Here is a 23,825-nt window from a genome sequence, read left to right as displayed (position 1 = left end):
TTCAACTCCTTGCATGAATCCAGTCTTAACGAGGCAGGAAAATATTCCAGCAGGCGCGCCTTAAACCCCCCCAAAATTATTCAGCGCATTCCTAGGGGACTGTGCCGAGTCCAGGCCAGGCCTTAGCGGCCCGTAAGACGATCCCCTTCCGCTCGCTCGAATCCTCCAGCTGGGTGTGGCACGGGTAGCCGTCGTCCAGTACGACGGCGTCAGCGTCCGCCGCGCGGACCGCCGGCAACTCATGCGTCCACTGTGCCCGTTGGATCGGACGAATTTGGCTGCTCCATCTGATTCCTGATGAGAGCGGATGGGTGCGCCATTAGGACATTACGAACCTTCTGGAAACCCTGGTTCGACGATCCATTAAGCGCGAATGCTGCAGATTTGTGCATCAAGCTCCCTTCACTCAAAGCTAGAGCGGTCACAATTAGATCAGCGATTTCATCCTCCTTCTCAGGACGCTGGTCAGCCAAGTCAATCAACCCGTATACGGCACTGCCGCGCACTTGCGGGTCTGAATCGGCCGCCAAGCTGGCTAGGAGAAATAACTTCTGAGGGCTGGTCCAAAATCTCAGCAGCCTCGTGAAGGTGGCTGGATCATCTCGACGAAACTGCAACAACCTATTGAAGACCTTGGGCTCAGTCGTCGCGCTAGCCACAATCTGAAGTGCAGTGACAGCGCCCTCGAAGCCGTCGTTATGGGCGTAAGAATCCGTGACTGCAGACAGGCCCGGCGCCATCTTCCTTAAACGCTTTCGAACATCCTCAGGAAGGGTTTGGAAGCGACTAGCGATAAGTTCAACTGCTCTGAACACCTGATCAGTAGGAAGAGCGCCGGCATCTAACGCGACCAGGACTTGTTCCCACAGCTGGCTGTTCTCAGTCTTCAAGGCTGCCACGGTGAGGTCGTGCAGATGGTCATTACCACCATAGCTGTAGACGAAATTGCCTTCGATCCCTCTAGCGGCCACAAGGGCCTTCTCGACCGCCGCGCCTGCAGAGCTGCCCAATTGTTGATAAAACTCGATCTCGCCTGAATTGACCGCGAGAAGACCACGAATCGCTGGTGGCTCGCCAGCGATGGCCAGGTTCCGGAGCGATTCCATTGCTGCCGGAAGTTGCGGGCCGAGGAGTTGAAGAAGCTCGTAACGATATGAATCCTCACGCTGGAGGGCGGCATCGCGAACCTTCACGGCTACTTCGGCTTCCAGACGGGAAAAATTCAGACTTGACGCAATTTGAATTGAGGCCATCGCCTGAACTGACGATTGAGTAAAGTTCGAACATACAAGCTCTGCGCAAGCGCGATGCGAAACCTCTGATGCTGCACAGAGGAGCCTAGCAAGAGCGACGCCAATTTCGCTCCAGCGATCCGCCCATTCACGACCAAGTTGACGGACTGGCCCATCCGATTGCAATACTTCGAGTATTCGTGTCACCGCTCTGTCCGCGAGTTCCGGTGATAGCAAGTCGCCTCCATGAGCGAAAATCGCCATGACGGCGCCCTCTGAGCGCCTCGACCAGGGCGCTTCGGCGAAACGCGATGAAGTTTGACGCAGTGGTTCTAACGGTCCTCCAATCCAGAGGCGACGTGCTGCCGCCTTTGCTGCCTTCTTCTGACCGGTATAGGCGAGCAGAGCCAATGCCTCCTGAACAGATTCCGGATTCCTTGTCGTAGTGAGAACGAGTTGCGCCATAAGAAAGGAATGATGCCGCCAGCTGCTCCAATTGGCGGAAAACGCTGCGTGAAGTGCAGCAGTGCTCAACTCGTCGATGGGGTCGACAGTTCTGAATGTGATGGATCCATCATCTGACCATTCTTTGAACCGATCGTTTAACGCTTTGCTCATAGCGAAGCTTGTGTCCTGTGCACGCCACCAAGAAACCGCGTTGTCCTGAGCCGACACTGTCCCCTCTAGGTCACCTGTTCCCAGTTCTGCCAGCGCATACAAGATTGCCGCACAACCGCCTCTGATAGCGCTGACGGATAAGTCTCCTTCTAGCGATTTCAGCGCGACCAGAGCGTCCTGCGCGGCTTTCGCAGCAGCTTTTGGCTCGTTCAACTCGAAGAGCATGTGTGCGCGTTGCGCGTGCATCCATCCTCTATCGGCGATCTTGATGTTGGGACGTATGCTCAGCATCCGCACAGCCTCACCCGTGTGTCCTGCGGCGTGAGCTGAACAAGCTCTGACGATATTGCAGGCCTCCCGCTCGAACACCAGCCTCTTAGGGACGGAAGCAGAGGCGAGCTCGTCGAGCCCTGAACGATCCTCGTGCACTATCAGAGTGTGAAGGGCGGCAACGAACCTCCAGCCCCATTGCCGATGGCCTTTCCAAGCGTCAGGTGCCGGGCACAGGCCCTTTTCCGAAGCATCCCTGAGATCATTGATGCGATTACGAAGGAGCATGGCAGCCGCTTGCTCGTAGCCTATTCTGTTTGGCGGACGATTAGGGTGTGGCGCGACAAGTCGGGGCATGATTAGGGCGTTACGAAGGCGCGCCGCCGGCGCCAGGTTCTCAAGTACTCCCGCCCACGCGCTGCCCTCCATGGAAGACGATCGATGCTCTACTGCTATCGCATTCAAGGCCTCGAGCCATGCATCGTCTACGCGCTGGTCAGAAGGCACGAACACTTTGCGCCCCTTCCCAGTCGTCACGATCTTTGGACCCGTGATATGGGCCCAGTAGGCAACCTCCTTCGAAGCGTCCACAAGCACCAGTAGGTAAGGGAGACCGAACATCAGCCAGTGATCAAAGTGATCTGTGTCCGACTCGGAGAACCACCAGCCGTCCCTTCCATCTTCGTTGTGGGTTGGCTCGCTGTACTCCGTATAACTCGCCTTCACCTGCATGAAGACTGGTGCGCTGAGATCATAGGTGGTCGCAGGCTCATCACTGATGGATCGGTCGCGCGCAAATGTCATCAGATCGTCGCCAATGTCCTGGTCTATTTTTGCTGGGGGTGCCCACCCGATACGTTGAAACGCCACTCGTACCAGCGATTCGCCCATACTGCCCGTAGCGAGCTTTTGCGGAACCTCAGTCATCAGGATCAGTCCTAACTCTTCTTCGCGGAGTTGGTGACTCAGCTGCGACATGCGGCAGCCCGCCAGGTTGTCCTTCCCCTTGTTGTACCTATCCTGCCACTCAGTAAGATGCGGCCGGCGCTCGTCCAGCAGCTGCGCCAGATGGATCCACATGAGAGACACTCGCTCGGGCCAGTTCAGTGCGTCTCGGGGCGTCTGCCAAACTAGGCATATGGACAACGCCAGCCTTGCTGCCGCCGAAGCTGCGCTTTTGGAGACTCTCGCCCAGATGCCTGCTGACTGACGCGCTGCGCTACAAACTAATGTTGAGGGTGAGTCACAGATGGAGATCGTACGAGCGCTTTATCGGTACGAGCATGCGAACCCCGGCGACGTTCGGTGGATCGAGATTCGCGAGTTGAGGCCGACAACGGGGGAGTGACCGTCCCAGTAGCCGTGAAGGAGACTCCGGCCAAGCAGGCCCCTGCAAAGGAGTCGGCCCCCAAGCAATCAGCGCCGAAGCAACAGGCACCGGCCGCCGAGCAGACTCAGCAGGAAGCACCCTGTTGGGACGAGGCGACCATCATCTACGAGAACTGCACCGATGTGAAGGCCAACGGTGCAGCCCCGACCAAAGTCGGGGACCTCGGGTGGGACCAGAAGCTTGATCGCGACGGTGACGGGGTCGGCTGCGAGGGTTGGCCCGGCCGATCAGTCCCCTTGGCGCCCAGGGTGTCGAGGGGACTGAGCAATAAGAACGACGTCATCGCGGTCGCTAAGCTGCATCGAGTCTTCGCCGTACAGCTCGAAGGCAATATCGGCTGCTTCCTCCGCTGTTCTGCGGGCGTTCGGCGCTCCATCCGCTGTTTCCACGCCTCGGAGGGATGCTGCCGCGGCGTTGCGTACCATTTGTGCGCAAGGCGTCCTGTCTGTGTCCATGCTGGGGCCTTCATCCCGTGTTCCCGGCACCGGTAGGCGAAGGTTCGGGCGAGGAGCGCGTCCCAGCGTTTACGCCCAGTCGAGGACGGCTGGCGCAGAAACAGTTGACGATGCCGGTTGTCGAGATCGTCGAAGAAATCGACGGACATGGCCAGCACTCGAATGGCAAAGTCCTGGTCCCCTTTGTCGAGCTCGCGCTTGATGGCCTTAGCGGCTTTATCCGCCGTCCAGTAAAGGTCTGGCTCCTGCGCTGGCTCCGGCAAGGAGAGTTTCGTGCCAATCGCCGCGAGGACTTTGAGAGCGGTCCCGATGGAAGTATTGCGGCCTTGCTCCAGGTCAACGATCGTCGAGCGGCTGACACCGGTGCGTGACGCCAGATCATGCTGGGTCAGCCCCTGCCCCGTTCTGTGCATCTTAACCAGCCGGCCCAAGTCGCCGGTGTTGCTGAGCCCCGTGTCGTCCGCACACATGAGCCCCGTGGAAACCGACTCCCAGTACACCGGCCCCGACAAGATCATCGGCCCCCTGTCCGTCCGTGCCGAGGATGCCAGCCCGGAAGCGCTGCGTGCCCGCATTCTTGAACTCGAGCAGACGGTCATCACCGGCAGCCGGTACCACCGGTCCCTGGCCGCGCTCAACGAGAAGTTCCAGGCAGATAAGGTGGCGGGCGAGGTGAAGATCCGTGAACTGGAAGCCCGGCTGGCCGCCGGTCAGGAGACCATCGAATCGGTGGACGAGCTGTTCGACCTGCCCGAAACCGTCGTTTACCGCGACAGTGCCGGCTACGTCTGGGAGGTCGTCGACGGCGAACTCGGACGCGTTGGCGACAGTGAAACCTACAACGCTGCGGCGATGAAGTTCCCCGTCCGGGTCATCTACAACCCCTACGCCTGAATCCGGCTCCGGTGCCGGACCGACGCCTGGCTGCTGAACTGACAGCGGTGCCGGATAGCATCGTCCCCAACACCACGAAAAGGGAGACGGGCATGGGCGACAGGAAGACCACAGCGGAGCCGTGTGCCGGGCAGTCCGGCAGGATTACTGCCGGCACCAGCGCCATCGTCCTGGCCGCCTGGGAACTGCTGACTTTCCTGGCTGCCGTCAACGCCGTCCAGTCCCCGAAAAGCGGACTCCACGGGCTGCTGTACAGCGCCATGTTCACGGTCGCATTGACCGCACTCGCTGCCGGGATCACGGTCATCGTGTCCCGCTGGAAACCTGCCGTGACCGCTCTGCTGACCTTCGGGGTCTTCGCCCTCGTCGTGAACGTCCTCTTCTTCTACTTCGTGGCACCGAGCCTGTGGAGTACCGCCGGCATCGCGCTGTGCGCCGCCGTGCTCTATACGGGGCAGAAGCTCCTGCCGCCCCGGAAACCGGTCCCTGCCAAGCCGGTCAGCTGAACGCCGTGGGGTCCACCGGGGCCATGACGACGTCCTCGGATCCGGCCGGCCGCGGCATCGGTTTGCGCCCACTATCCAAAAACAGGAAGTAGTAAACGGTGCTCGGCCGCAGGCCGGAGGCGGGACCTGACAGGGCTCCGGCATGGTAGGCGAAGCGGGCAAGATCTTCCCCGAGCAGGGCGTACAGCCAGGCGTCCGTTTCGGCCGTCGGCAGCGCGGTCCGGCCGCCCATGATCCGGTTGCTGCCGGCCATGGATACCGTGATCCGGTAGCCCTCCAAACCAGGCTGTTCTTCGACGTAGGCGAGCTCGCCCTGGTCCGCACCGATGGACAGATCGGTGTGCCTGTCCGTAACTGAGCGCAGCTGGCCGGTGCCTGACGGGCGGAAAGTTTCGTACGGATTTGCCGGCGAAAGCAGGTTGGATTCGTTGAAAAGATCCCGCCTCAGGGCGTCCAGGGCATCCTTGTTCCGCTTGCCGATCAGTGCTGTCATCTGCTCAAAATCCATAATCCCGACTCTATCGGGGCCGAAATGCCTCGAATGACCGGATCGTGCACTGAAGGGCTTTTTCTGGGTCGGGAGGCGCGGTTTTGCCTCACATGCTACGCCTCGACTCCGCCGCTAGGTCGCAGGCTCCCGTTCGCAAGCTCACGCTACGTCTTCAGCGTAGCATGTGAAGTCAAATGGCCAAAATGGCGTGTCCACCGTTTCTGCTCAATTCGGGCACCGCCTGTTCACCTCGGTGGCGGCACCGGAAACAGTAAAACGCCTAGTCAGAGCGGTGTTTTTGGGTGTTGTGCCACTTTTCCACCAGTTGCACCGGGGTACAAGCGTCCATACAAGAGCCCCCTAACACAATAGAGGGATGTAAGGGCTTTGGTTGTTATGCCCTGCATGTGTAGTAGGAGGGGGTGAAATGGGTGGCAGAGGTGGCAGCTATACATACATATCTCTCTTAATCCATGAGAGAGAGGGTTATATAGAGGCCCCCTATACGCCATTTCCCTTCCACCTGGGGGTGCAACACCGGTGGCAGCAGGTTGCACCCGGTTGATTCGGGGTGCAACACCGGGATTCGGGCTAGCGGGGGAGTCTTTGAACCGGCTCCGGACACATAGTGTGCATGCCCCGCCCTTCTGCTGTCCGCTCCGCCTGCGCCGCCGCTGCGGCCGCCGCGCTCATCCTCGGCCCCGCCCAGGCAGCCTCCGCCGCCAACGGTGAATCCGACGGCGATGCCGGCGAACGGATCATGAGCATCCGCATCAACCTCGACGCGCTCTTCCCCGGACCTGCCCGGGCGGAACAGCCGGCCGAAGTGCAGGTGGAACCGGTGGCCGGCGGCGGGTCCGGCGAGGAGGAGGATTCTGGACCCGCACCTCGGATCCACGAAGTCGTCTCCGGCGACACCCTCTCGCTGATCGCCCTGCAGTACGGCCTCGACCTTGGCGACATCTTCGCCGCCAACGGCAAGGGCTGGGACGACACCGTCATCCGCCCCGGCCAGCAGATCCGGCTGGAGATCCCGGCGCCGGCCTCCGCACCCGCAGCAACGCCCGCTCCGAAAACCGGACGGCATGCAGCCGAGCCCGACCTGACCGGACGGGCCGGCGTCATGGAACTCGTCGCCGCCACGGCCGAGGACATGGGTGTCGACCCGGCCCTGGCTCTCGCCTTCGCCGAGCAGGAATCCGGGTTCGACCCCAAGGCCGTCTCCGTCGCCGGCGCATTGGGCACCATGCAGGTCATGCCGTTCAACGAAGAATGGGCCTCCGACCTGGCCGGCCGCCCGTTGGACCTGCACGATACCAAGGACAACATCACCGCCGGGATCGCCATCATCCGGCATCTGCTCGACACCAGCCCGGACCAGGACATTGCGATCGCGTCCTATTACCAGGGTGCTTACGGCGTTGCGACATACGGCGGCATGTACCAGGAGACGCTCGTCTACGTCGCCAGCGTCAAGGAGCGGTTGGCAAAGTTTGCCGGCTGAGCCGGTACGGCCTCCCCTAGAGTGGGTCGATGGACATCACGTTGCACCTGCCCGAGGGGCTCGACCGGGAGCTGGACGAAATCGCCGTGGCCCGGCGCGTCTCCAAGGAGGAGCTGCTTCTGCAGGGCGCCAGGCGAGTCGTCGAAGGGCGCCGTAGCTCTGAGGTGTCATCCGGCCTCGACTTTGTGCTCGAGCACGATGCAGAGGTGATCAAGCGCCTCGGAGAGTCCTAGCTGCCTGACCGGGTTCGTGCCCGCATAGAAAGACCAGCAGGCCGAATTTCAGCCCTCAAGGTGCGGAGCGCTTGCCGATGGCCTAGAATTGAATCATAGTAAGCCTCCGTGATTCAGGAGGACACCGTAGGGGGAAACGATGGAAAGTACAGCTGCACGCATTCGGCGCTACCGCGAACAGACGGGCCTCTCTCAGCGTGCCCTTGAGGCACGTGTCGATTTCTCCCAGTCGACGATCACCCGCATCGAATCGGGAGAGCGGCCAGCGAAGCCCTATGAACTCACGGCCATTGCTGCCGCCCTCGGATGCCCGGAATCCTCTCTCCTGGAAAGTCATCCGCTGCGCGATCGCGTTCAATACGCGGCTAGGACAAACACCAGCGGCACCCCGGATGAAGAGCCAGTCAAAGACAAGCTCTTCTACTTTCTGGAGATGGATAACTATCTGAAGCGTGCCCTTAGGTCCATCCGAACCGCCTGACGGACCCGGTAAGCATGAGCATGACGAATGATGCGAGGGCAGCCGCAGCTGCGGCTGCCCTGCGGCGGAAATATGATCTCGGGCACGCCCCTATCAACGACCTAACCGATTTGGTCGAGGGGCGTATGGGCATCGATGTGGCCGTGCTGGAAATGGACCAGGGTCTTGATGGCATGGTTATTCAGGACCCGGAGACCGGGCAGAGGATCATTTCGGTCGCGTGCACGACGTCGATGGAGCGCCAGCGCAGCACGCTAGCGCACGAGCTGGGCCACTTGGAACTCGGCGACTTCGCGCAGGATGGTGTTATTCGGTGCGGAGTCCGTGACGATGAGGAGATCCGGGCCGATGCCTTCGCCCGGCACTTGCTCGCTCCCCGTGAAGGGCTCCTCGACTTTCTACGCGGCCTCGGGCGTGCCCCTGGTTCTGTGACCGAGGCTGATCTGTCCCACGCAGTCCGGTACTTCGGCGTGTCTCCCATGATCATTCTCATCCAGCTCGACCGGTCGAATTGGCTTGCGCCAGGGCAGATGGACGGGCTCAGCACGCTTTCTGTCGGCAGGCTTGCCGCCCGTCATGGCTGGGGTGACGAGCACCGGGCCTCGCAGCGGAAGGCCCAGATGCCGCAACCGCCGATGCGCATTGTGGCCGAAGCGATGGAGGCGTACGAAAACAACCTGATCGGCCTCGAGGCCGTCGCCGGGATCCGGGGGATGAGCGCGGCCGAACTGCAGGCCGAGTTGGACGAGTACGGAATTCACCCAAAGCCGGTCGCGGCTCCACTGAAGCGATTCGGCCGGCGTCCGTGACCGCACAGGAAGGCCATCCGGAGGCCCCGGAGGCGCACAGCGAGCTGACGATTCTGGACGCCGGCCCGGTCCTGAACTTCATGGGCCGCAAAGAGACTGCAACGCTTTACATGAAGACACTCGCCATGATGACCGACACGGTAATTGTTCCTGACGCTGTCGTGGACGAAGTGACGAACAAGTCCCGACGCGACCCCCGGTTCGAACTTTGCGGGAGGAAACTGGGCGACATCATCAAAGGCGGGTACATCGAAGAACTGACGACGCCAGTCCAGCACAAAGACGAGGAGTACGACTTCCACTGGGCATGGGTGACGACCAACTGCCCCTCAGGATGGCTTACCTCCGGGAAGCACCGTGGCGAAATGGTTCTCGTCGCCCACGCCCGGCACCTCACCGCACAGGGGCGCGACGTTGTCGCAATGATTGATGATGGCGACGCCATCGCCCTGGCTGAGAGAGCCGGCATACCGACGTTCAGCACGGTCGACCTCTTCCACGAGTGTGTGCAGCGTGGCCTGATTCCCGACATGGCCGATTTGAAAAGACTCTATGGGTACGTCGAGAAGCAGGACGATGGCCTGGTGAGCTTCAACCGGACCACCCTCAAGACCGCCTTCACAGAAACGGGAAACCAGAGGACGTACTAATAGCTCGATCTGAGCGCTGGCCATCCGCCTGCAGCCGATCCCGTGCGAACCTGCATAGGAGCTGCCAACAGAAAGGAATCCTGTTGGCACTGAAAAACCCCGTGCTCGACCGGCTGCCCCGTTACGCGGGCGGCTTCGCTCCCGCCACCTACGACAGCGTCATGCGCAAGACGTTGGCCGCGTTCGGTGTGGCCGTCCTGGTCGCAGCCGTTTCCTGGCAGTTCCCGATCCTCTACGTCCCGGGAATCATCGGCGGCTTCATCCTCGGCCTGGTTGTCGTGTTCAAACGCGACGTCGGCCCCGGCCTGGTGCTCAGCTACGCCGCGTTTGAGGGCATGTTCCTCGGCGCCATCTCGGCCGCCCTGGAAACCCGCTGGCCCGGCATCGCCATGCAGGCGGTCCTGGCGGTGTTCGCCACCTCGGCGGTTACCTTCTGGCTGTTCCGCAAGAAGGGCGTCCGGGTCCAGGGCAAGGTACTCGTGTTCCTGCTGGTCGCTATGGGCGGCTACCTGCTCTTCGGCCTGCTGAACATCGCCCTGATGTTCGCCGGTGTCACCGACACGATGTTCGGCCTGCACGGCGCCGCGATTCCCGGCACCGGCATCCCCTGGGGTGTGCCGATCGGGCTGCTCGCGGTGCTGATGGCCTCGATGTGTCTGATCCTGGACCTGACCGAGGTCGAGGACGCGGTGAAGGCCGGAGCCCCGGAGTCCGCCGGCTGGAAGCTGGCAGCCGGCCTGCTGATGACCATCGTGTGGATGTATGTGGAAATGCTTCGGCTGATCGCGCTGCTGCGCGGCGAAGACTGACCGCTGCCGGACACAAAGTAGCCCCCGCCCAGAGTTTTTCGGGCGGGGGCTTCGTTGTGTCGGGAGGCTAGAGCGAGTAGATCTCCTCGACCTTGGCGGCGACGGCCTGGATGTCCCGCCAGCCGCGGTTAGCCATCCGCTCCGTGACCGGGTCAATCTCGGTGCCCTTGTCCTGCAGGATGCGCACCAGGGTCGCGTCGACGACGTCCAGGTACAGGTCTTCGGCCAGGTACCGGTTGAGCTTGAACCGCTCCGGGTAGCGGGCCTTGGCCATCATGCTGCCGACGAAGCGTGCACCGCCGAAAAAGTACACGGCCAGGACCGGCAGGGTGAGGGAGAGCTCGTAGCCCGCCAGCGGCAGGCCGATAGCCAGTGCCGGAATCCCGAGCAGGAACAGCACCGCAGCCACCGCAGGAATCAGGAAGCGCGATACCCCAGCGGGGGAGTCCATGAGGGAGTCGGTGACCTGCTCGGTGAACCGGTACAGGGATGCCCGGGCCCACTTCCGCGGCGTCCCAAGGTGATCCACGGCCGCCTTCAGGGCCTCGACGTGTTCCGCGGGATGCTCCGAGCGCAGCTTGGCGACCAGACCTTCGGCATCCTCGGAACGGAACCGGACGGTGCGCAGGGCCGCTGCCATGGCCAGCTGCTGGCGGTGCAGGCCCGCAGCAACCTCGGCCGGCAGCTTTCCGGTCACCGGTTTTGAGACAGCAGGCGTCGGGGCGTCATCGGTACGGACACCGTAGCGGGGCGATCCGTCGGCGAGCAGATATTCGGTCTGGCGGGACAAGGAGTTCCTTTCCATCGAGGTTCTTTCGGCCCATGTGTGCGGAACCGGGCAGCGGTCTGCGCATGTTCCAGGTCAGAAGTTCTGATCCGGCACTGCCCAGGAGGTCCTGCCCCGTGTTTTTCCTTCCACCCGACTCCGATAACCCGACCGGACTGGTCGTCTCCGCCTCGGATCTTGCGGCCGGCTCCGCCTGCCTGTTCGCCCTGAAGCGCCGCCTCGACGTGCGCACCGGCCTGGCCCTGCCGCCGGCACGCAAGGACCAGGAGATGCTGGATCTGCTGCGCGACCGCGGGCTCGCCCACGAGTACCGGGTGCTGGAAGGTTTCGCCGCTGACCGCGAGGTAGCCGCCGTGACCACGACGGAAGGCGCCTTCTCCCGCGAGCAGCTCGAACAGGGCCACAACGACACCATGGCCGCCCTGTCCTCCGGTGCCGACGTCGTTTACCAGGGCTCCTTCTTCGACGGGTCCTTCCACGGCAAGGCGGACTTCCTGGTCCGCGAGGACTCCGGGGCCTGGTCGGTCAACGACACCAAGCTGGCCTCCAAGATCAAGCCCGAGTACCTGATCCAGCTGGCTGCCTACGCCGACCAGCTACTGGCCGCCGGCGTCCCCGTGCACCCGTACGCTCGAGTCATCCTGCGCGACGGCACCCCGGCGGAGGCCGAGCTGGAGAAGGTCCTGCCGAAGTTCCGGGCGGTCCGCGACCGGATCACGGGAGCCCTGGCCGAGCATCTGGCCACCGGCGCACCCGCGGCCTGGGACCCGAAAGGCGACGGCGCCTGCCGGCTCTCCACCTGCCCGGAATGCCAGGAGGCCGCCGCGGCCGCCGATGACCTGCTGCTCGTGGCCGGCATGCCCGGCGCGAAGAAGTACCGGACGCTGCTGCGCAGCCAGGGCATCACGACCGTGACCGGGCTGGCCACCGCCGCTCTGGACGAACCCGATGCGAAGCTGGCTGGCCTGCAGGACCAGGCCCGGCTTCAGGCCGGCACCGGCGGCTTCGACGGCGAGACCGGGGGAGTGCGCTACCGGGTCGTCGACCGGACCGCCTTGGAGGAGCTGCCCGCACCGGACCCGGGGGACATTTTCTTCGACTTCGAGGGCGACCCGAACCGGCTCGAACCCTCGGACGGCACCTGGGGGCTGGAGTACCTCTTCGGCCTGCTGGCCCGCCCGCTGGCCAACCCGGACGCAGCCCCGGTGTTCCACCCGCTGACCGCTCATGACCGGGAACAGGAGCGCAAGGCGTTCACGGACTTCATCGAGCTGGTCGCCGCCCGCCGGAAGGCCCGGCCGGAGATGCACATCTACCACTACGCCCATTACGAGAAGAACGCCTTGACCCAGCTGGCCGCCCGGCACGGGATTTTCGCCGACGAGGTGGAGGAGCTGAACGCCGAGGTGCTTGTGGACCTGCGCCCGGTCGTCTCGCGGTCCATCCGGATCTCGGAGAAGTCGCTGAGCATCAAGAAGCTCGAACCGCTCTACCGGCCCGCCGTGCGTGAAGGCGTCGCGAACGCGGTGGATTCGATCACCGCGTACTCGGCCTACGCGGACGCGGCCGCCGCCGGTGACACCGCTGCAGCGGAGGAGGTCCTCGGCTCGATCCTGGCGTACAACCTCGACGACTGCGAATCCACGCTCCAGCTGCGGGACTGGCTGCTGTCGTTGTGAGCTTTGTCACGGGTTTCCGGGGTCTGTAAAAGAGCCCGGAAACTCGCTGATAGCATCGTTTCAAGATCCCCCAGGGATCCGGCAGGCCCTCCAATGCGACCCCCCAACAGTATTGGAGGGTCTGCTGTCTTAACCGTTCTGTCCTACCCCGTGGCTAGACTCGCCCCGACAGGGTTGGGGCGGGAGGGGAACGGCATGGCGAGAGAGTTGCCCGACCGGAATGAACTGGTCAGGATGCGGTCGCAGGGCTGGCGGCTCGAAGACCTGGGCCGTAAATACATGATTCCCGGCTACATGGTCTGGGCCATCATCACCTCCGAGGTCACCGACGCCGAGGCAGAGGCCTTTTTTCGGGAAAACACTCCCTAACCGCAGCTGCGGATTGACGGTTTCCACGTTTCACCCCGCAGGAAAGGCGCCAGCGGCCCTTCTGCGGCCCTAAAGCACTCTCAGGCCCGGAAACCCGTAAAAGTCTTCTGGGCGGCTCTGAGGGCCTTGTAGCGGCTTGCTTTCGCCCTGGGCGACGAGCGGGAGGAGCAGGGTTCCGCCAGGCTCCGCACACATGTCCGCCATGATTACCCGCGAAGAGCTGAACCTGACCCCGATCATGCAGGAAGCCGCCACCGCCTACTGTGAGCGCACCGAAGGCATGGAGCCGTTCGACTCGCTGCCGAAGGTCGTGCAGGAGCGCCTGCTGAGCCAGATGACCCCGATCGTCTGGGCCGCGCTGCCCGCAGCCATCAAGCAGGTGGAGCAGCTGGCCGCCAACCGGCAGGGAGCCGTGGAAACCTTCACCGTCCCCGACACCCTGGAAGGGCTCCTCTGATATGGCACGCACCATCCTTGACCGGTTCGACGTCGACACCGAAGACCGCGAGCTCCGGGTGAAGGCGCTTGGACCTTCCGACCGCCCCAACGGGCCGACGCACAGCAGCCTGGAGATCATCGTCGACGACGGGGAAGGCTCCGTCAGAATCGAACTCGGCCCTGACGAGCTGCGGCAGCTCGTCCGTGTTGCCCAGGCCGCCGCTTCCTGACCGACCACGAACGACGAAGGCACCCTTCCAACCGGAGGGGTGCCTTTGTCATTCTCCGTTCAGGCGAACGGGTCGTCGTCCGGGACGCGGCTGCGCCGGAGCGGAATGTCCATGGCGAAGGGGTCCTCGTCGGTGGCAGTCCGCCGAGCCGGGCCATCCCAGGCGAATGGATCATCGTCGTCCGGGCGTGCAGGCCGGGATGGGGCCGCATCTTGGAACAGGGAGGGTGCGGCCGCGGGCTCATTCCAAGGGTCCGCGACAGGGGCCTCTTCTTCCCATGGCAGCGGCTCCGGGACTGCTATGGGCTCTTCCACTACGGCTGGGGCAGCTGAAACGGGCACTGCAATCGTGGCCTCACCGTCGGCGAAGGCGGCAATCTGCTGCAGGTCGGCAGCCGTCAAACCGACATTCGCATCCGGGACCACGAGCAATGCCTCAACCCCGCGGTCTGCGAGCATGTCTCCGGCCAGTTCCCGGAAGGGCAGGCCCAGGGCATAGTCTTCGCCGGCGAGCTCGTCGTCCGCCCACACCACCCGCTTCACCTGCGGGTTGGCATCCAGCCACGCGGCCAGGGCATCGATCTTCCACCAGCCGTAGTCCTCGGTCGCGGCATCCAGCACCTCGCCGGCGTAGGGGAACATCGGGCCGAGATGCCGGGGAGCGTCTTCGCCCCAGCTGGTCAGCCACGCCTGGCGGACCGGCAGCGCGGAGAGGGTGCGGACCACCTCCGGACGGTAGGAGAGGGTGCCGTGGCCGGGGACATTGAGCGAGATCATGCCCTCACGGTGGACGAACGGCATGATCACCCCGTCGACGTCAAGGAGCGCTGCCGTGTACCGGTCGTCCCGGACTGGCGCGGGCACTGCTTCCTCGTCCGCTTCCAGCGGTTCCGCAGGCTGGTCCTGGGCCGCCGGCTCAGTCGGGCCGGCATCCGTTTCGGGCGCCTGCGAGCCGGAGGCCTCCACGGCGTCTTCGGCTTCCTCATCCGACCAGTCGAGCTCCAGGTCATCCAGATCCAGTTCGAGCTCGCCCAAGTCGATGACCGCCGGCTCCTCCGGCTGGCCGGGATCGTCCCGACGTGGCCTGTTGCGCATGTAGGCGTTCAGATCGAGCTTCTCGTCTTCAGCCAGTGGGCTCCGATGGAGTCCAACGTACTCGGCCAGTGCCTCCTGCTCTCTCTTGTCGTACCAGCACTGGATAAGCACAGGGCCAGAGGTGACTGGCTCGAAGATTGCGCGTCCCGGCGGAATCGAATCCCCCAGCGACGGGGCATTCATCGCATCCTTCAGCGCGGACATGCGCTCACCCGGCGTGGACTTGCCAGCGATCAGCCGTGACAGGTTGGTGTTGTGCGTCGGGATGAAACCCTCGACCAGAAACAGGTGCGATGGGTGCTCCACCGCGATGCACCTAGTCTGGACGGGATCTACCCGACGGACGTCAACTACGTACCGGAGCCGCCTGCTGGCATTTAGCTTCTGCTTCACCGCTTTTCGAGGCAGCCGGAACACCTCGACGCCGGCGTGGAAAGCGACGGCTGTGACCTTCCCTTTCATCACCCGCTCCCCGTCATCATCTTTGTACCAAGAGTCATACCGGGCCTCCGTGGCCTTGAAGCCCAAGGATCGCGCGAGCTCCAGGACCTGTAGTGCCAGCCCGCGGTTCTTTTGCGTGAAAATGGGCTTGCCCTTCCCGACCGTGCCGTCCGTGTCCATGAGTCCCTGCAGCAACGCGAGCCGCTGAGCCGCCGAAGCCCTCAGGTAGTCGGCTGGGATGTGCTTGCGATAGAGCACCCCGAGGCCACGGAGGGCGACCCTAAGGCCGTACGTTCCAATGAGGCGGTCCGAGCACTTCAGAGCGTGTCCCTCATATCCCGCGGCCGTGAGCTGCCTGATCATGTGCTCCTGATCGGTGATGCCGTCCGCTCCGGTGCAAGCTTCCGTTTTCCCTGCGCAGATGATTCCAGTTCCGGTGGACCCATCGCCCAGCCACGCGCCCAGGACGTAAGGGTCCACCGGGAGGTCGGCGTGCGCCAGTTCGGCGGGTTCGCTGAGGCGAACAGCCCAATTCGAGCCTCCCCTGCGGCACTTGAGGGTCGCCGCCATCTGTTCGGTGGTTACGACCTTTTCCAATGACGGAGCGTCGCCGTCCGCACCGGTGAGCGCCATGCGGGCAGAATGGTCGGCCATCGTGGTGAAGAATTCCCCGGAGTCGATCACCAGCCGGTCGTGCTCGCCCTGCTCCCACGGGACTCCGGCTTCGCCAAGCCGCGTAACCAGGTTTCCTGCCTGCGTTGAAGTCGGTTTCGAGCCTGTGGCCGCTTGAAGCATCTGGCGTGCAGTCAGCCGGGTACCAACGAAGGGTTCGAGGTTTGTAGTGGAGTTGACCTTGTTGTCCCTAGCCACCGTGGCAAGACAGGTGGAATCCACTAGGTACTGCCGTCCCGGCAGCCCACGACGGAGGCCCCAGTCGGCATCCTGCAGACCGAACGGCGTGTCGGTCATGACCGGTGTTCCGAACTTCGTTGACAGCATGCGGACGTACTTTTCGTCGAGGCCGGCCATCTCGGCCACCTGTCCGAAATCGGCCCAAGTGCCGACTGGGAGGGTTTCAGAAAGGTAGCGTGCTGTGGCTGCGCGCTGCTGCCACATCGGGTTTCCGTCGTGATCACGCGCGACCCGTCCCCACCATTTTCTGCTGCTTTCGTTCGAAGCCGTCCACTGGTGGCCGGCACCGGTCCGCACGATCTGGCCGTCGTCGAAGATGACCTCCCACGTCGACTCCTGGTCGATAACCGGGGAGAACCCGGCGATAGGAGTGGTGCTGCCGTCAACGGCGAACAGGAGGTCACCGACCTGCAGGTCACGGTTCCGCGCCCAACCCTCGGGGAAGCGCATTGAGACGGGGACCGGAAGGAGGGTGTCCAGGTCCAAATCCTTGAGTGTTGCGCCGCCCGGCATTTGGTCAAGATCCTTCTGCACCAGCTTCTGGGTAGCCAGCAGCAGCGTGACACCGGCGGAGCGGGCCTCGCGGGCGATCTTGGCGGTGAAGGCTCCGACCTCGGCCTTGGAGGCATTGATAGCCAGCGCCATCTCCCGCTCGGCCTCGACTTCCGGGTCGTCGGAGGGCTTGGCCACCGCATCCGGGGCGATCAGCGAGGTGAACTCGTCCAGCACGATAACGATGTGGGCCGGGCGTACGTCCTCGGGCAGGTCGCGGTACGAGCCGACACCGTAAGTGCTGTTCAGCTTGACGCGGCGTTTAACCTCGTCGTAGACCCCCTTCATCATGGCGCCGGTCTCCAGCAGATCTTTGCAGAAGGCCTTTGCATACGGTTCGGCGAAGGTGAAGTCCGCTGCACCCTTAGTCGGGTCAGCGATGTAGACGTCGCAACCGCGGCGCAGCGCCCCCGTTATGTATGCCTGCAGGATCACGGACTTACCGGACCCCGAGCCGCCCACAACCATCTGGTGAATGTGGTCCTTGATGCTGAACTCGACCGGTTCGCCCTCAACGCCCGTGGCGAACGGGATGCCCTTCGAGCCGTCGATCGCCTCGTAATCGTAGGGAGCGTGCTCAGGCATCGGGTTCACCTCGGAAGCGAGGATCTGGATCTTCTGGGCATCATTCTTCACCCGCCGGATGTCCACGAAGGAATTGCCCGACGTGGATTCCAGGCGGGCCCGGACTTCCTTCATGGCAGCGAAGTCCAATCCGGTTCCGGTCAGGTCGAAGGTCAGGATCTTCACCTGCGGGTTCATCGGCATGTGGTCGACGTTCACCAGCTTGGGCATGAGCCCGCCGATACCTGAGATCTTCGCGTCCAGGAAGGCCTGCTCCCAGTCGAGGGCGTGCAGGTCCTTCTCGTAGCGCGGGTTGGCCAGCTTCACCTTGGACGGGTTGGCCCCGACGTAGATGGTGCAGCCGTCGGCGGCCGCGGTGACCCGCAGCCATTCGGATGCCCAGTGCTGCTTGATCTTCTGCGCAGCACCGCGGACCTCGGCGAGAGTGACGCCCCCGTAGAGGCGCAGGTCGATCTTCCAGATGTGCTTCCTGGAGTCTTCCTTGGTCAGGCAGAGGGCGCGGGCGATTTCCGGGCGTGGCAGACGGGCGGCGGTGAAGGCCTGGTTGACCCGGCCAGAAAGCACCCATTTGGCGGCTTCGGAGCCGCGGGTGCCAGGCAGGGTGTCCGGGTTGGCCGGAACGGATTCGTCGGACCAGTACACGGCGAGGGCCTGGCTGTGCCGTTCGCCGGGCCGCTGGCCGGTTCCGGGCCAGCCGGTCAGGGTGACGAACGGTGCCGCGTTCAGCACGGTCGGCATCTTGTTCTCGTACTTCATGAACTCCATCGGGTCCATGCCCTGCCGGGTCACGAACGCCATCCGGTGGACAGCGACTCCGTTGCGCAGGGTCTCGGTCGCGCCGGTGGGGATCTGGGCGATCGGCGGGTTCACCATGGAGCCGACGACTTCGCCCCAGTGGCGGTTCCATTTGTCTTCCTCAGCGATGGCGTGCAGGGCGTCCTCGGTGACGCCGCTGTTCGGGTCGAACCGGACGGCCGGGTCGCCGATGGCGCCGAAGTAGGCGACGCCGGAACCGCCGCGGGCACGGTGGTCGACGAGGACCTGGGCCTGGATGATGCCGGCCATGGCGCCCGAGGCGTTGGTGCGGAACGAGACCGCCCCGGCGGTGTCGTGGTTGTGCCAGGTCAGCGCCCACACCGCGGGGGAGCCCTCGCTGCCCTGCTGGCCGTCGGGGATGCCGTCCGCGTTCAGGTCTTCCCCGTAGGCCACGATCTGGCCTTCGATGGATGTCTTCACAGGCTCGGCTGCCGGCGCGGCCGGTTCGGTGAGCAGGTGGATGTCATCGAAGATGTAGCGCGGGGCCATTGCTCCGGCGTCGCAGGCCTTGGCCAGGGCGCAGCGGACGTACAGGGCTACCTGCTCTTTCGGGACGGTCGGGTCGGTGACGGAGGGGATCTGGTCGGCCGGCCAGACGGCGATGTCGAACTTCAACGGGCTGCGGGAGCCGGCTACGGGCTGGCCGTTTGCATCCGAGTCGGGGACGTCGAGGACGTAGACCTGGCTGTTACCGCCGACGGTCGGGGTGATTTTGGCGTCCATGGTCCAGAACTGGCCGGCGCCCATGGAGGCCGGGGCTTCGAAGGTGTCCACGGTGGCGGGGCCGACCTGCTGCCGGTCAATCAGACGAGGGGCCGGGTCGATCTTCAGCTGCGGCCAGCGGTTCTCCCATTCGGCGCGGGCTTCGACCACGACCTTCCAGTGCTCGAGTGCTGCGTCGATCCAGGTGCGGGAGATGACCAGGAGGATGCCGCCAACGGGCAGCAGCAACCACAGTGCCCAGACCGGGATCGGCACGATGCGGCCGTAGAGGGGCTCGAAGATGGTTGCTGCCACGGCCAGGAAGATGCCGAGGGCTGCTCCGCCTCCGGCCATGCCTGCCATCGCCGCGGTGCGTTCCTTGAAGAGCCGGATGAGGGTGTCGGTGCGGGCGCCGGGGCTTTCGTCCCCGTAGACGCAGGTGCGCCGGCGCGATGCGGTCAGCTGGGCGACGATGACGTAGGCGGCAGCCGCGTTTACCCACTGGCCCCAGCCGGTCGTGTACTCATCGGTCACGGGGATCAGGGAAGCGGCGGCTCCCGCCCAGAGCGCGGCGAGCCAGGAGAGGCGGACCGGCCAGCCCGGCAGCCAGTCCGCGTTGGGCAGCATCAGCTTATATTTGACGTCTTCCCAGAACCGGTAGCGGTTCATCGCCGGCAGTTCGGACGCGTCGGCCGGAGTGGCGTAGCCCCGCTTGTCCTTTTTGCCCGTGAACTGTGCCGGCGGGTAGGTGATGCCGGCGGCGGTCAGTCCGGCCCACACGAGGGCGAGACCCGGGTAGCCGTACCAGATGGCTGCTCCGGCCGCGGCGATGGTGAGGGCAATCAGCGGCAGGGTGACCGGTTTCTGCGGTGCCTGGGCACGTGCAGCCATGGCGGTGGTCCTTCCTTGGAAAGGGTGCGTCGGGGGAGGGTCAGGCGGCGAACGGATCGTCGTCGTTGCGCATGCGGTCCAGCCTGGCCCGGACCTTCTCGTCCATTCCCGACCGGGAATACATCGGGTGGTCCACGGGGTGGTCCTGAAGTGGTCCACCGGACCGGTCCACCCGCTGGTCCGGACCGGTCCGCGGGGTGGTCCACGAAGTGGTCCGCGGGTGGTCCAAAGCGGTCCGCCTGGACCGGACCAGCAGCGCGGAGAGGCGGTCCACGATCTGTTGGTCCGCCGGCTGCCTGCCGATGAAAGATCCCAGTGTTTGCGCGAGTTTTTCGCCCTTGAGGACGTCTGCCCCGGGCACCTGGAAGAGGATGGTCCGGACCGGCTGGGTGGTCCGGCTGGACCACACAACGACCTTCGGCTGGACCACTTCGGACCGCGTGCGGTCCAGGAAACGGACCAGGCTGGACCGGGCCATTTCCATGGTCTTTTTCTGCGTGTGGACCACCCGCTGCAGACCCCGCCGGTTGACCCCGCCGAGCGACCAGTAGATGCCCGGCGCCCACACCTTCGAGTCGAGGATCAGGACCCGGCGGCCGTTGACGACGACGTGGTCGATGTTGGCGCTGATGCCCTTGATCGGGATGCGCAGGTCGTGCAGGATCGCGGCCCGGCCGGCGAAGCTGTCGAGGATCTCTGCGGTGCGCAGTTCGCCCTTGGCGCCGATCGCTGCGACATCCTGGTTCTTCGCCCAGTGGGCGTTGTCGAGTCCGGCCGCGGCGGTGCCGAACGTTCCGTTCGCCATGCCCGCGCCCTAGAGGAAGATCCGCAGGACGAAGTACAGGCCCAGGACGACGAGGATCGCCCCGAGCACCTTGCCGCCGGAGCCGTACATCCAGTCCTGGATGTTCTTGCTCGTCTCTTCGGGGTCGCCGCCGAAGCGCTTATTCCAGTTCTCAGCCATACCCGTCCTATGCAGGCGCGAATGCGCACGGCACCGGTCGTGGAGCCCCGAAAGAGCGCCTGACGTCGTAGGACTCCACGAATGACTGGCAGGCGTGGCCTAGGATGGAGCAGTGCTTCTCGTCATGCTTGTCGGATGGGTGCTCGTCATGGTTGCGGCCACCTATGCAGTCCGTCATCCGCGGCGCAGGAACGAGCCTTTTTCGCCGGAGCGGAAGCGATACCTGTCTTTCTTCCTTATCGGTGCAGTGTGCGTGCTCGCTGGTTTCATCGCAGCTTAGGACCGCCGATATATCCGGAGTTACCGTTGGTGCTCCACCACAGGTGGCCCGCTCCCGCGCCACCTCCAGCTCGCATCAGAGCCGGAGAAGATACCGTTGCAGAGGCGCCAGCTGATGCGCAGGCTCCTTCCAATGTGGTTGTCCTACAGTGTTTAGAGTGGAAGACAGCCCGAGACAGTGAAAGGGAGCATCCGTGTCCAGGAGATCCATGAGCAAAGCATCGCTCGTGCTGCGAGGCGACGGGCTCTTGCACCTGCAGTGGGAGCCTGGATCCCGCATCGAGGAAGAGGACGCCAAGGCCGCAATGATCGCGGTCGACAGCATCTGCGAAGACCAAGGACATCCGATGCTGGTTGACATGGTGGCCACGGCCTCGGTCAGCCGCGCGGCGCGGACGATGTCAGCGCGGCGTCCTTTCACCTGCCCACGTTCATGGATTCAACTCAGACCGACTGCAGACTTGTCATAGTCCCACCCATGGAAGTCGCGTTTACTTCGGCTACAAGCCAGGCAGCCTAGGGGATTCAACCGCTGCGGCTGGGTGACTGCCGGTAGAGCTCGAAGAAGTGCGTGGCCTGCTCTTCCATGCCCAGGTAGTGGAAGGCAGTTTGTCTGTATCCAGTTCTGTGACCTGCCCAGGATTCGGCGGACGCAAAGATGGCGTGCAGCAGAGAAGGACGCCCATTACCGTTGAGGATGCCTCCTCGGCCGGTACTGCAAAAGGGTGTCGCGGTGGTTGCCGACCGGGACGAGATGCATGTACTGCGGGTGCATGGAGATGAATCCGCAGACAGCAGGACTCAGCGGCAGCACGGTGAGACCCTTGAGCCCTGCCACCCTGAGGGCGTGGGAAATGAGGCATGGGACGAGGTTGTCGATTCGGTGCTCACGGCTGATGGTTGTTTCGATTAGCCGCATTTCACCGTTCACAAGGCGGTAGCGCAGAAATCCGGCGAGGTGTCCGCCCAGGTAAATCTCAAATTGTTCAGCTGCTTGATTCTGCCGCACCACCGGTTTCACCTTCGTGCCGGGCAGCTGTCCGCAGCCGTCGCCGGCCTCCTTGAGCGGAGTCATCACGGCACGGTCAGGCGAAGTGGCACGAATTCGGGGTGGGGCATTGCATTCATGCTGGGTTTCATGGCAAGGACTTCGATAGATGCTGGAAGCCGGCTGCTCGACTTACGGCCTACCCTAGCCGATCCACCGCCCTGCCGGAAGCGCGATGTGATCACGATTGCCGCGCTACTCTCGGTGGCGAAAATGCCCTGGCACAGTCCCGGCTATTCAGATCATCGGCGCGGTTTGTGCCGGTTCAGGACCATGTACGCGCCCGTGCCCGCCAGCAGGAAACCCAGGACCCCAAGCACCGTCAGCTGTGCGATGATCCCGGCAACAACCGCAACAACAGCGAAACCGGCCACGATGATCAGGAAACGATACACCGTGCGGGCACCTGAACTCTCAGCGGAAGCGTCCCGGCCCAATTTGCGGGCCAGCCCCGGATCGTCAGCGAAGAGCTCCTACTCAAGTTCCTGAAGGCGTCTGCGCTCTTCGTCCGACAACGCCATGGCGGCCTGCTTCCCGGGTGCGGTCTGAACTTCTACGGCAGGACCCGGAGCCTGTCGCTACCCGAATGCGGTCCGCCGTAAATTGTCTAACTATCATTATCGGCCGCGGCCCGGAAGCGGGCCAGAGGGGCTCCCACGAACAGTGCCGCCAGAAGGCGCGAAATGCGGCGTGTTTTCTGGTTGGGCACCACCGGCGCACCCAGGGAAGACAAGCCTACAGCCGCTATACCTGCAGTGACTGCCTGAGGAAGAGCGCCGTCTTTTCTGAAGGTTCGGTGCCGAACTCGAGGTGGAGCATGGAACGGAAATCTCGATAAGTGCGCATCGCCTCTGCCCGGTTGCCGTCGGCGAGCTGGGCTCGCAGTAACAGTTGATAGGCAATTTCGTGAGCAGGATCCAGATCAATCATCGTCCGCGCCGCGTCAATGGCGTCGTCATTATCTCCGTTTGCCAGAAGATGGACGGCTGCCCTCTCCAGCGCCGCCAGCCGCAGCAGTGTCCATCGCTCCTGCTCATCGATGACCCAGTCCTCATACCATCCCGGCAGCAGTTCAGCTCGGCGCAGCATGGCCATCAAGGACCGCCCCGGAGGGTGGATCTCATGTGAAATCTGTTCACGGAAGTGCTCTAAATCCAGCCGGACCTGCCTGGACAGGGCCAGCTTTCCGTCGCCGATTTCGAGCAGGTCCGGCCACTCCCGCCGGAGGGCACATACCGTGGCGCGCAGGCTTCCCGAAGCCTGCCTTTCTGTAGTTTGCGGCCACAGCATTCCGGCCACTACGTTCCGCGACAGGCTGCCGCGCAAAGCCAGCAGGGCCAGCAGCCGCTGCTGCCGGAGGACGACCCGGATCTCCTTGCGGTTATGGCTCAACTGCCAGCCGCCAATGACCTGCAGTTCCCACGACTGGTCAATTCCCATCGCAAATCCCCAAAACCTCTGCGAGGCAAGCCGCGTTTCGGTGCGCGAGCAGGTGCGGCCGTTCCCCAATCCCTGCGATTTACGGATACTCTCCCCGTAGCGAAAACCGTAGCGCGTGCCTTTGCGCCGTTGCCATCCCCAGATTTGGGTGCAGTAGCCGGCGAGGGTAATTTGTGCTGAAGTCTGCGTTTGGCGCCTGGTGTCGACGTGGAATGGTTAAGCGGCTTTCATATAAATGTCCCAGGCCAGTTAGGTCC

The 23,825-nt window shown here is 63.6% G+C and carries 22 protein-coding genes and 2 pseudogenes; 14 read left to right on the top strand and 10 right to left on the bottom strand.

Features of this window, described 5'->3' with window-relative positions:
* Positions 1-239: 239 nt before the first annotated feature.
* Positions 240-3,200, bottom strand: a complete 2,961-nt coding sequence (locus B0G38_RS20925; RefSeq protein ID WP_264671236.1) for a DUF4365 domain-containing protein — start codon at positions 3,198-3,200, stop codon at positions 240-242.
* Positions 3,201-3,425: 225 nt separating this feature from the next.
* Here B0G38_RS20925 and B0G38_RS23375 point away from each other — a divergent pair.
* Positions 3,426-3,710, top strand: a pseudogene (locus B0G38_RS23375) (excalibur calcium-binding domain-containing protein); the annotation flags it as partial.
* Here B0G38_RS23375 and B0G38_RS23370 read toward each other — a convergent pair.
* The gene (locus B0G38_RS23370) at positions 3,614-4,378 is read right to left on the bottom strand and encodes a helix-turn-helix transcriptional regulator (RefSeq protein ID WP_413542101.1); all 765 of its coding nucleotides are present in this window, start codon (positions 4,376-4,378) and stop codon (positions 3,614-3,616) included. The pseudogene B0G38_RS23375 and the gene B0G38_RS23370 sit on opposite strands and share 97 nt — an antisense overlap.
* Before the next feature lie 64 nt (positions 4,379-4,442).
* Here B0G38_RS23370 and B0G38_RS20910 point away from each other — a divergent pair, with 64 nt between their 5' ends.
* Complete coding sequence (locus B0G38_RS20910; RefSeq protein ID WP_264671234.1) at positions 4,443-4,859, top strand: hypothetical protein; 417 nt, start codon at positions 4,443-4,445, stop codon at positions 4,857-4,859.
* Positions 4,860-4,951: 92 nt separating this feature from the next.
* A complete protein-coding gene (locus B0G38_RS20905) occupies positions 4,952-5,365 on the top strand; it encodes a hypothetical protein (protein WP_264671233.1) in 414 nt (137 codons plus the stop codon).
* On the opposite strand, the gene B0G38_RS20900 is transcribed toward B0G38_RS20905, so the two are convergent.
* Entirely contained in the window at positions 5,358-5,858 is a 501-nt protein-coding gene (locus tag B0G38_RS20900; protein ID WP_264671232.1) for a hypothetical protein, read from the bottom strand. The genes B0G38_RS20905 and B0G38_RS20900 overlap by 8 nt on opposite strands.
* Before the next feature lie 631 nt (positions 5,859-6,489).
* Between B0G38_RS20900 and B0G38_RS20895 the strand changes: the two genes are divergently transcribed.
* The 6 genes from B0G38_RS20895 (at position 6,490) to B0G38_RS20870 (ending at position 10,341) form a co-directional block, all read left to right on the top strand.
* Positions 6,490-7,359 (top strand): lytic transglycosylase, encoded by an 870-nt coding sequence (locus B0G38_RS20895; protein ID WP_264671231.1) that lies wholly within the window; start codon positions 6,490-6,492, stop codon positions 7,357-7,359.
* 29 nt (positions 7,360-7,388) lie between these two features.
* Positions 7,389-7,592 (top strand): hypothetical protein, encoded by a 204-nt coding sequence (locus B0G38_RS20890; protein WP_264671230.1) that lies wholly within the window; start codon positions 7,389-7,391, stop codon positions 7,590-7,592.
* Between the two features lie 139 nt (positions 7,593-7,731).
* Complete coding sequence (locus B0G38_RS20885) at positions 7,732-8,073, top strand: helix-turn-helix domain-containing protein (protein ID WP_264671229.1); 342 nt, start codon at positions 7,732-7,734, stop codon at positions 8,071-8,073.
* A 14-nt stretch (positions 8,074-8,087) separates the two neighbouring features.
* Positions 8,088-8,882 carry an ImmA/IrrE family metallo-endopeptidase gene (locus B0G38_RS20880; protein ID WP_264671228.1) on the top strand — a complete coding sequence of 265 codons (795 nt, stop codon included), beginning with the start codon at positions 8,088-8,090 and terminating at the stop codon, positions 8,880-8,882.
* Positions 8,879-9,532, top strand: a complete 654-nt coding sequence (locus B0G38_RS20875; protein ID WP_264671227.1) for a PIN domain-containing protein — start codon at positions 8,879-8,881, stop codon at positions 9,530-9,532. The genes B0G38_RS20880 and B0G38_RS20875 overlap by 4 nt, the downstream gene beginning before the upstream one ends.
* 83 nt (positions 9,533-9,615) lie before the next feature.
* A complete protein-coding gene (locus tag B0G38_RS20870) occupies positions 9,616-10,341 on the top strand; it encodes a Bax inhibitor-1/YccA family protein (RefSeq protein ID WP_264671226.1) in 726 nt (241 codons plus the stop codon).
* Positions 10,342-10,408: 67 nt separating this feature from the next.
* Here the strand turns inward: B0G38_RS20870 and B0G38_RS20865 are convergent, their stop codons facing one another.
* Positions 10,409-11,146, bottom strand: coding sequence for a hypothetical protein (locus tag B0G38_RS20865; RefSeq protein ID WP_264671225.1), 738 nt, complete (start codon positions 11,144-11,146; stop codon positions 10,409-10,411).
* A 98-nt stretch (positions 11,147-11,244) separates the two neighbouring features.
* On the opposite strand from B0G38_RS20865, the gene B0G38_RS20860 reads away from it, so the two are divergent.
* The 4 genes from B0G38_RS20860 (at position 11,245) to B0G38_RS20845 (ending at position 13,844) form a co-directional block, all read left to right on the top strand.
* Positions 11,245-12,807, top strand: a complete 1,563-nt coding sequence (locus B0G38_RS20860) for a TM0106 family RecB-like putative nuclease (protein WP_264671224.1) — start codon at positions 11,245-11,247, stop codon at positions 12,805-12,807.
* A 195-nt stretch (positions 12,808-13,002) separates the two neighbouring features.
* Positions 13,003-13,176 carry a hypothetical protein gene (locus B0G38_RS20855; RefSeq protein WP_264671223.1) on the top strand — a complete coding sequence of 58 codons (174 nt, stop codon included), beginning with the start codon at positions 13,003-13,005 and terminating at the stop codon, positions 13,174-13,176.
* Positions 13,177-13,369: 193 nt separating this feature from the next.
* Positions 13,370-13,633 (top strand): hypothetical protein, encoded by a 264-nt coding sequence (locus tag B0G38_RS20850; RefSeq protein WP_264671222.1) that lies wholly within the window; start codon positions 13,370-13,372, stop codon positions 13,631-13,633.
* A 1-nt stretch (position 13,634) separates the two neighbouring features.
* Complete coding sequence (locus B0G38_RS20845; RefSeq protein ID WP_264671221.1) at positions 13,635-13,844, top strand: hypothetical protein; 210 nt, start codon at positions 13,635-13,637, stop codon at positions 13,842-13,844.
* A gap of 59 nt (positions 13,845-13,903) precedes the next feature.
* Here the strand turns inward: B0G38_RS20845 and B0G38_RS20840 are convergent, their stop codons facing one another.
* Genes B0G38_RS20840 through B0G38_RS20830 form a run of 3 tightly spaced genes read right to left on the bottom strand, consistent with a single transcriptional unit; the run spans position 13,904 to position 20,801 of the window.
* Positions 13,904-19,837: an FtsK/SpoIIIE domain-containing protein gene (locus B0G38_RS20840; protein ID WP_264671220.1), complete on the bottom strand. Its 5,934-nt coding sequence runs from the start codon at positions 19,835-19,837 to the stop codon at positions 13,904-13,906.
* Positions 19,838-19,877: 40 nt separating this feature from the next.
* The gene (locus tag B0G38_RS20835; protein WP_264671219.1) at positions 19,878-20,642 is read right to left on the bottom strand and encodes a nuclease-related domain-containing protein; all 765 of its coding nucleotides are present in this window, start codon (positions 20,640-20,642) and stop codon (positions 19,878-19,880) included.
* A 9-nt stretch (positions 20,643-20,651) separates the two neighbouring features.
* Positions 20,652-20,801, bottom strand: coding sequence for a hypothetical protein (locus B0G38_RS20830; protein ID WP_264671218.1), 150 nt, complete (start codon positions 20,799-20,801; stop codon positions 20,652-20,654).
* A 488-nt stretch (positions 20,802-21,289) separates the two neighbouring features.
* Here B0G38_RS20830 and B0G38_RS20825 point away from each other — a divergent pair, with 488 nt between their 5' ends.
* On the top strand, positions 21,290-21,550 hold the full coding sequence (locus B0G38_RS20825; protein WP_264671217.1) for a DUF7793 family protein: 261 nt from the start codon (positions 21,290-21,292) through the stop codon (positions 21,548-21,550).
* Between the two features lie 215 nt (positions 21,551-21,765).
* Here the strand turns inward: B0G38_RS20825 and B0G38_RS20820 are convergent, their stop codons facing one another.
* The 3 genes and pseudogenes from B0G38_RS20820 to B0G38_RS20810 all read right to left on the bottom strand — a co-directional run bounded on the left by B0G38_RS20820 (position 21,766) and on the right by B0G38_RS20810 (position 23,568).
* Positions 21,766-22,155, bottom strand: coding sequence for a GNAT family N-acetyltransferase (locus tag B0G38_RS20820; RefSeq protein WP_264671216.1), 390 nt, complete (start codon positions 22,153-22,155; stop codon positions 21,766-21,768).
* A gap of 215 nt (positions 22,156-22,370) precedes the next feature.
* Positions 22,371-22,586 (bottom strand): annotated as a pseudogene (locus B0G38_RS20815) (DUF3040 domain-containing protein); the annotation flags it as partial.
* Between the two features lie 286 nt (positions 22,587-22,872).
* Positions 22,873-23,568 carry an AfsR/SARP family transcriptional regulator gene (locus B0G38_RS20810; protein ID WP_264671215.1) on the bottom strand — a complete coding sequence of 232 codons (696 nt, stop codon included), beginning with the start codon at positions 23,566-23,568 and terminating at the stop codon, positions 22,873-22,875.
* Positions 23,569-23,825: the final 257 nt, after the last annotated feature.

This window comes from Crystallibacter permensis (assembly GCF_025960875.1).
GTDB lineage: Bacteria > Actinomycetota > Actinomycetes > Actinomycetales > Micrococcaceae > Crystallibacter > Crystallibacter permensis.
This window is presented reverse-complemented; position numbering and strand designations above follow the sequence as displayed.

Excerpts from the sequence above, each read along its gene's own strand:
- B0G38_RS20925 (WP_264671236.1), bottom strand. The coding sequence starts at position 3,200 with ATGTGGATCCATCTGGCGCAGCTGCTGGACGAGCGCCGGCCGCATCTT.
- B0G38_RS23370 (WP_413542101.1), bottom strand. The coding sequence starts at position 4,378 with ATGCACAGAACGGGGCAGGGGCTGACCCAGCATGATCTGGCGTCACGC.
- B0G38_RS20905 (WP_264671233.1), top strand. The coding sequence starts at position 4,952 with ATGGGCGACAGGAAGACCACAGCGGAGCCGTGTGCCGGGCAGTCCGGC.
- B0G38_RS20900 (WP_264671232.1), bottom strand. The coding sequence starts at position 5,858 with ATGACAGCACTGATCGGCAAGCGGAACAAGGATGCCCTGGACGCCCTG.
- B0G38_RS20895 (WP_264671231.1), top strand. The coding sequence starts at position 6,490 with ATGCCCCGCCCTTCTGCTGTCCGCTCCGCCTGCGCCGCCGCTGCGGCC.
- B0G38_RS20890 (WP_264671230.1), top strand. The coding sequence starts at position 7,389 with ATGGACATCACGTTGCACCTGCCCGAGGGGCTCGACCGGGAGCTGGAC.
- B0G38_RS20885 (WP_264671229.1), top strand. The coding sequence starts at position 7,732 with ATGGAAAGTACAGCTGCACGCATTCGGCGCTACCGCGAACAGACGGGC.
- B0G38_RS20880 (WP_264671228.1), top strand. The coding sequence starts at position 8,088 with ATGAGCATGACGAATGATGCGAGGGCAGCCGCAGCTGCGGCTGCCCTG.
- B0G38_RS20865 (WP_264671225.1), bottom strand. The coding sequence starts at position 11,146 with ATGGAAAGGAACTCCTTGTCCCGCCAGACCGAATATCTGCTCGCCGAC.
- B0G38_RS20855 (WP_264671223.1), top strand. The coding sequence starts at position 13,003 with ATGGCGAGAGAGTTGCCCGACCGGAATGAACTGGTCAGGATGCGGTCG.
- B0G38_RS20850 (WP_264671222.1), top strand. The coding sequence starts at position 13,370 with ATGTCCGCCATGATTACCCGCGAAGAGCTGAACCTGACCCCGATCATG.
- B0G38_RS20845 (WP_264671221.1), top strand. The coding sequence starts at position 13,635 with ATGGCACGCACCATCCTTGACCGGTTCGACGTCGACACCGAAGACCGC.
- B0G38_RS20840 (WP_264671220.1), bottom strand. The coding sequence starts at position 19,837 with ATGGCTGCACGTGCCCAGGCACCGCAGAAACCGGTCACCCTGCCGCTG.
- B0G38_RS20835 (WP_264671219.1), bottom strand. The coding sequence starts at position 20,642 with ATGGCGAACGGAACGTTCGGCACCGCCGCGGCCGGACTCGACAACGCC.
- B0G38_RS20830 (WP_264671218.1), bottom strand. The coding sequence starts at position 20,801 with ATGGCTGAGAACTGGAATAAGCGCTTCGGCGGCGACCCCGAAGAGACG.
- B0G38_RS20825 (WP_264671217.1), top strand. The coding sequence starts at position 21,290 with ATGAGCAAAGCATCGCTCGTGCTGCGAGGCGACGGGCTCTTGCACCTG.
- B0G38_RS20820 (WP_264671216.1), bottom strand. The coding sequence starts at position 22,155 with ATGACTCCGCTCAAGGAGGCCGGCGACGGCTGCGGACAGCTGCCCGGC.
- B0G38_RS20810 (WP_264671215.1), bottom strand. The coding sequence starts at position 23,568 with ATGGGAATTGACCAGTCGTGGGAACTGCAGGTCATTGGCGGCTGGCAG.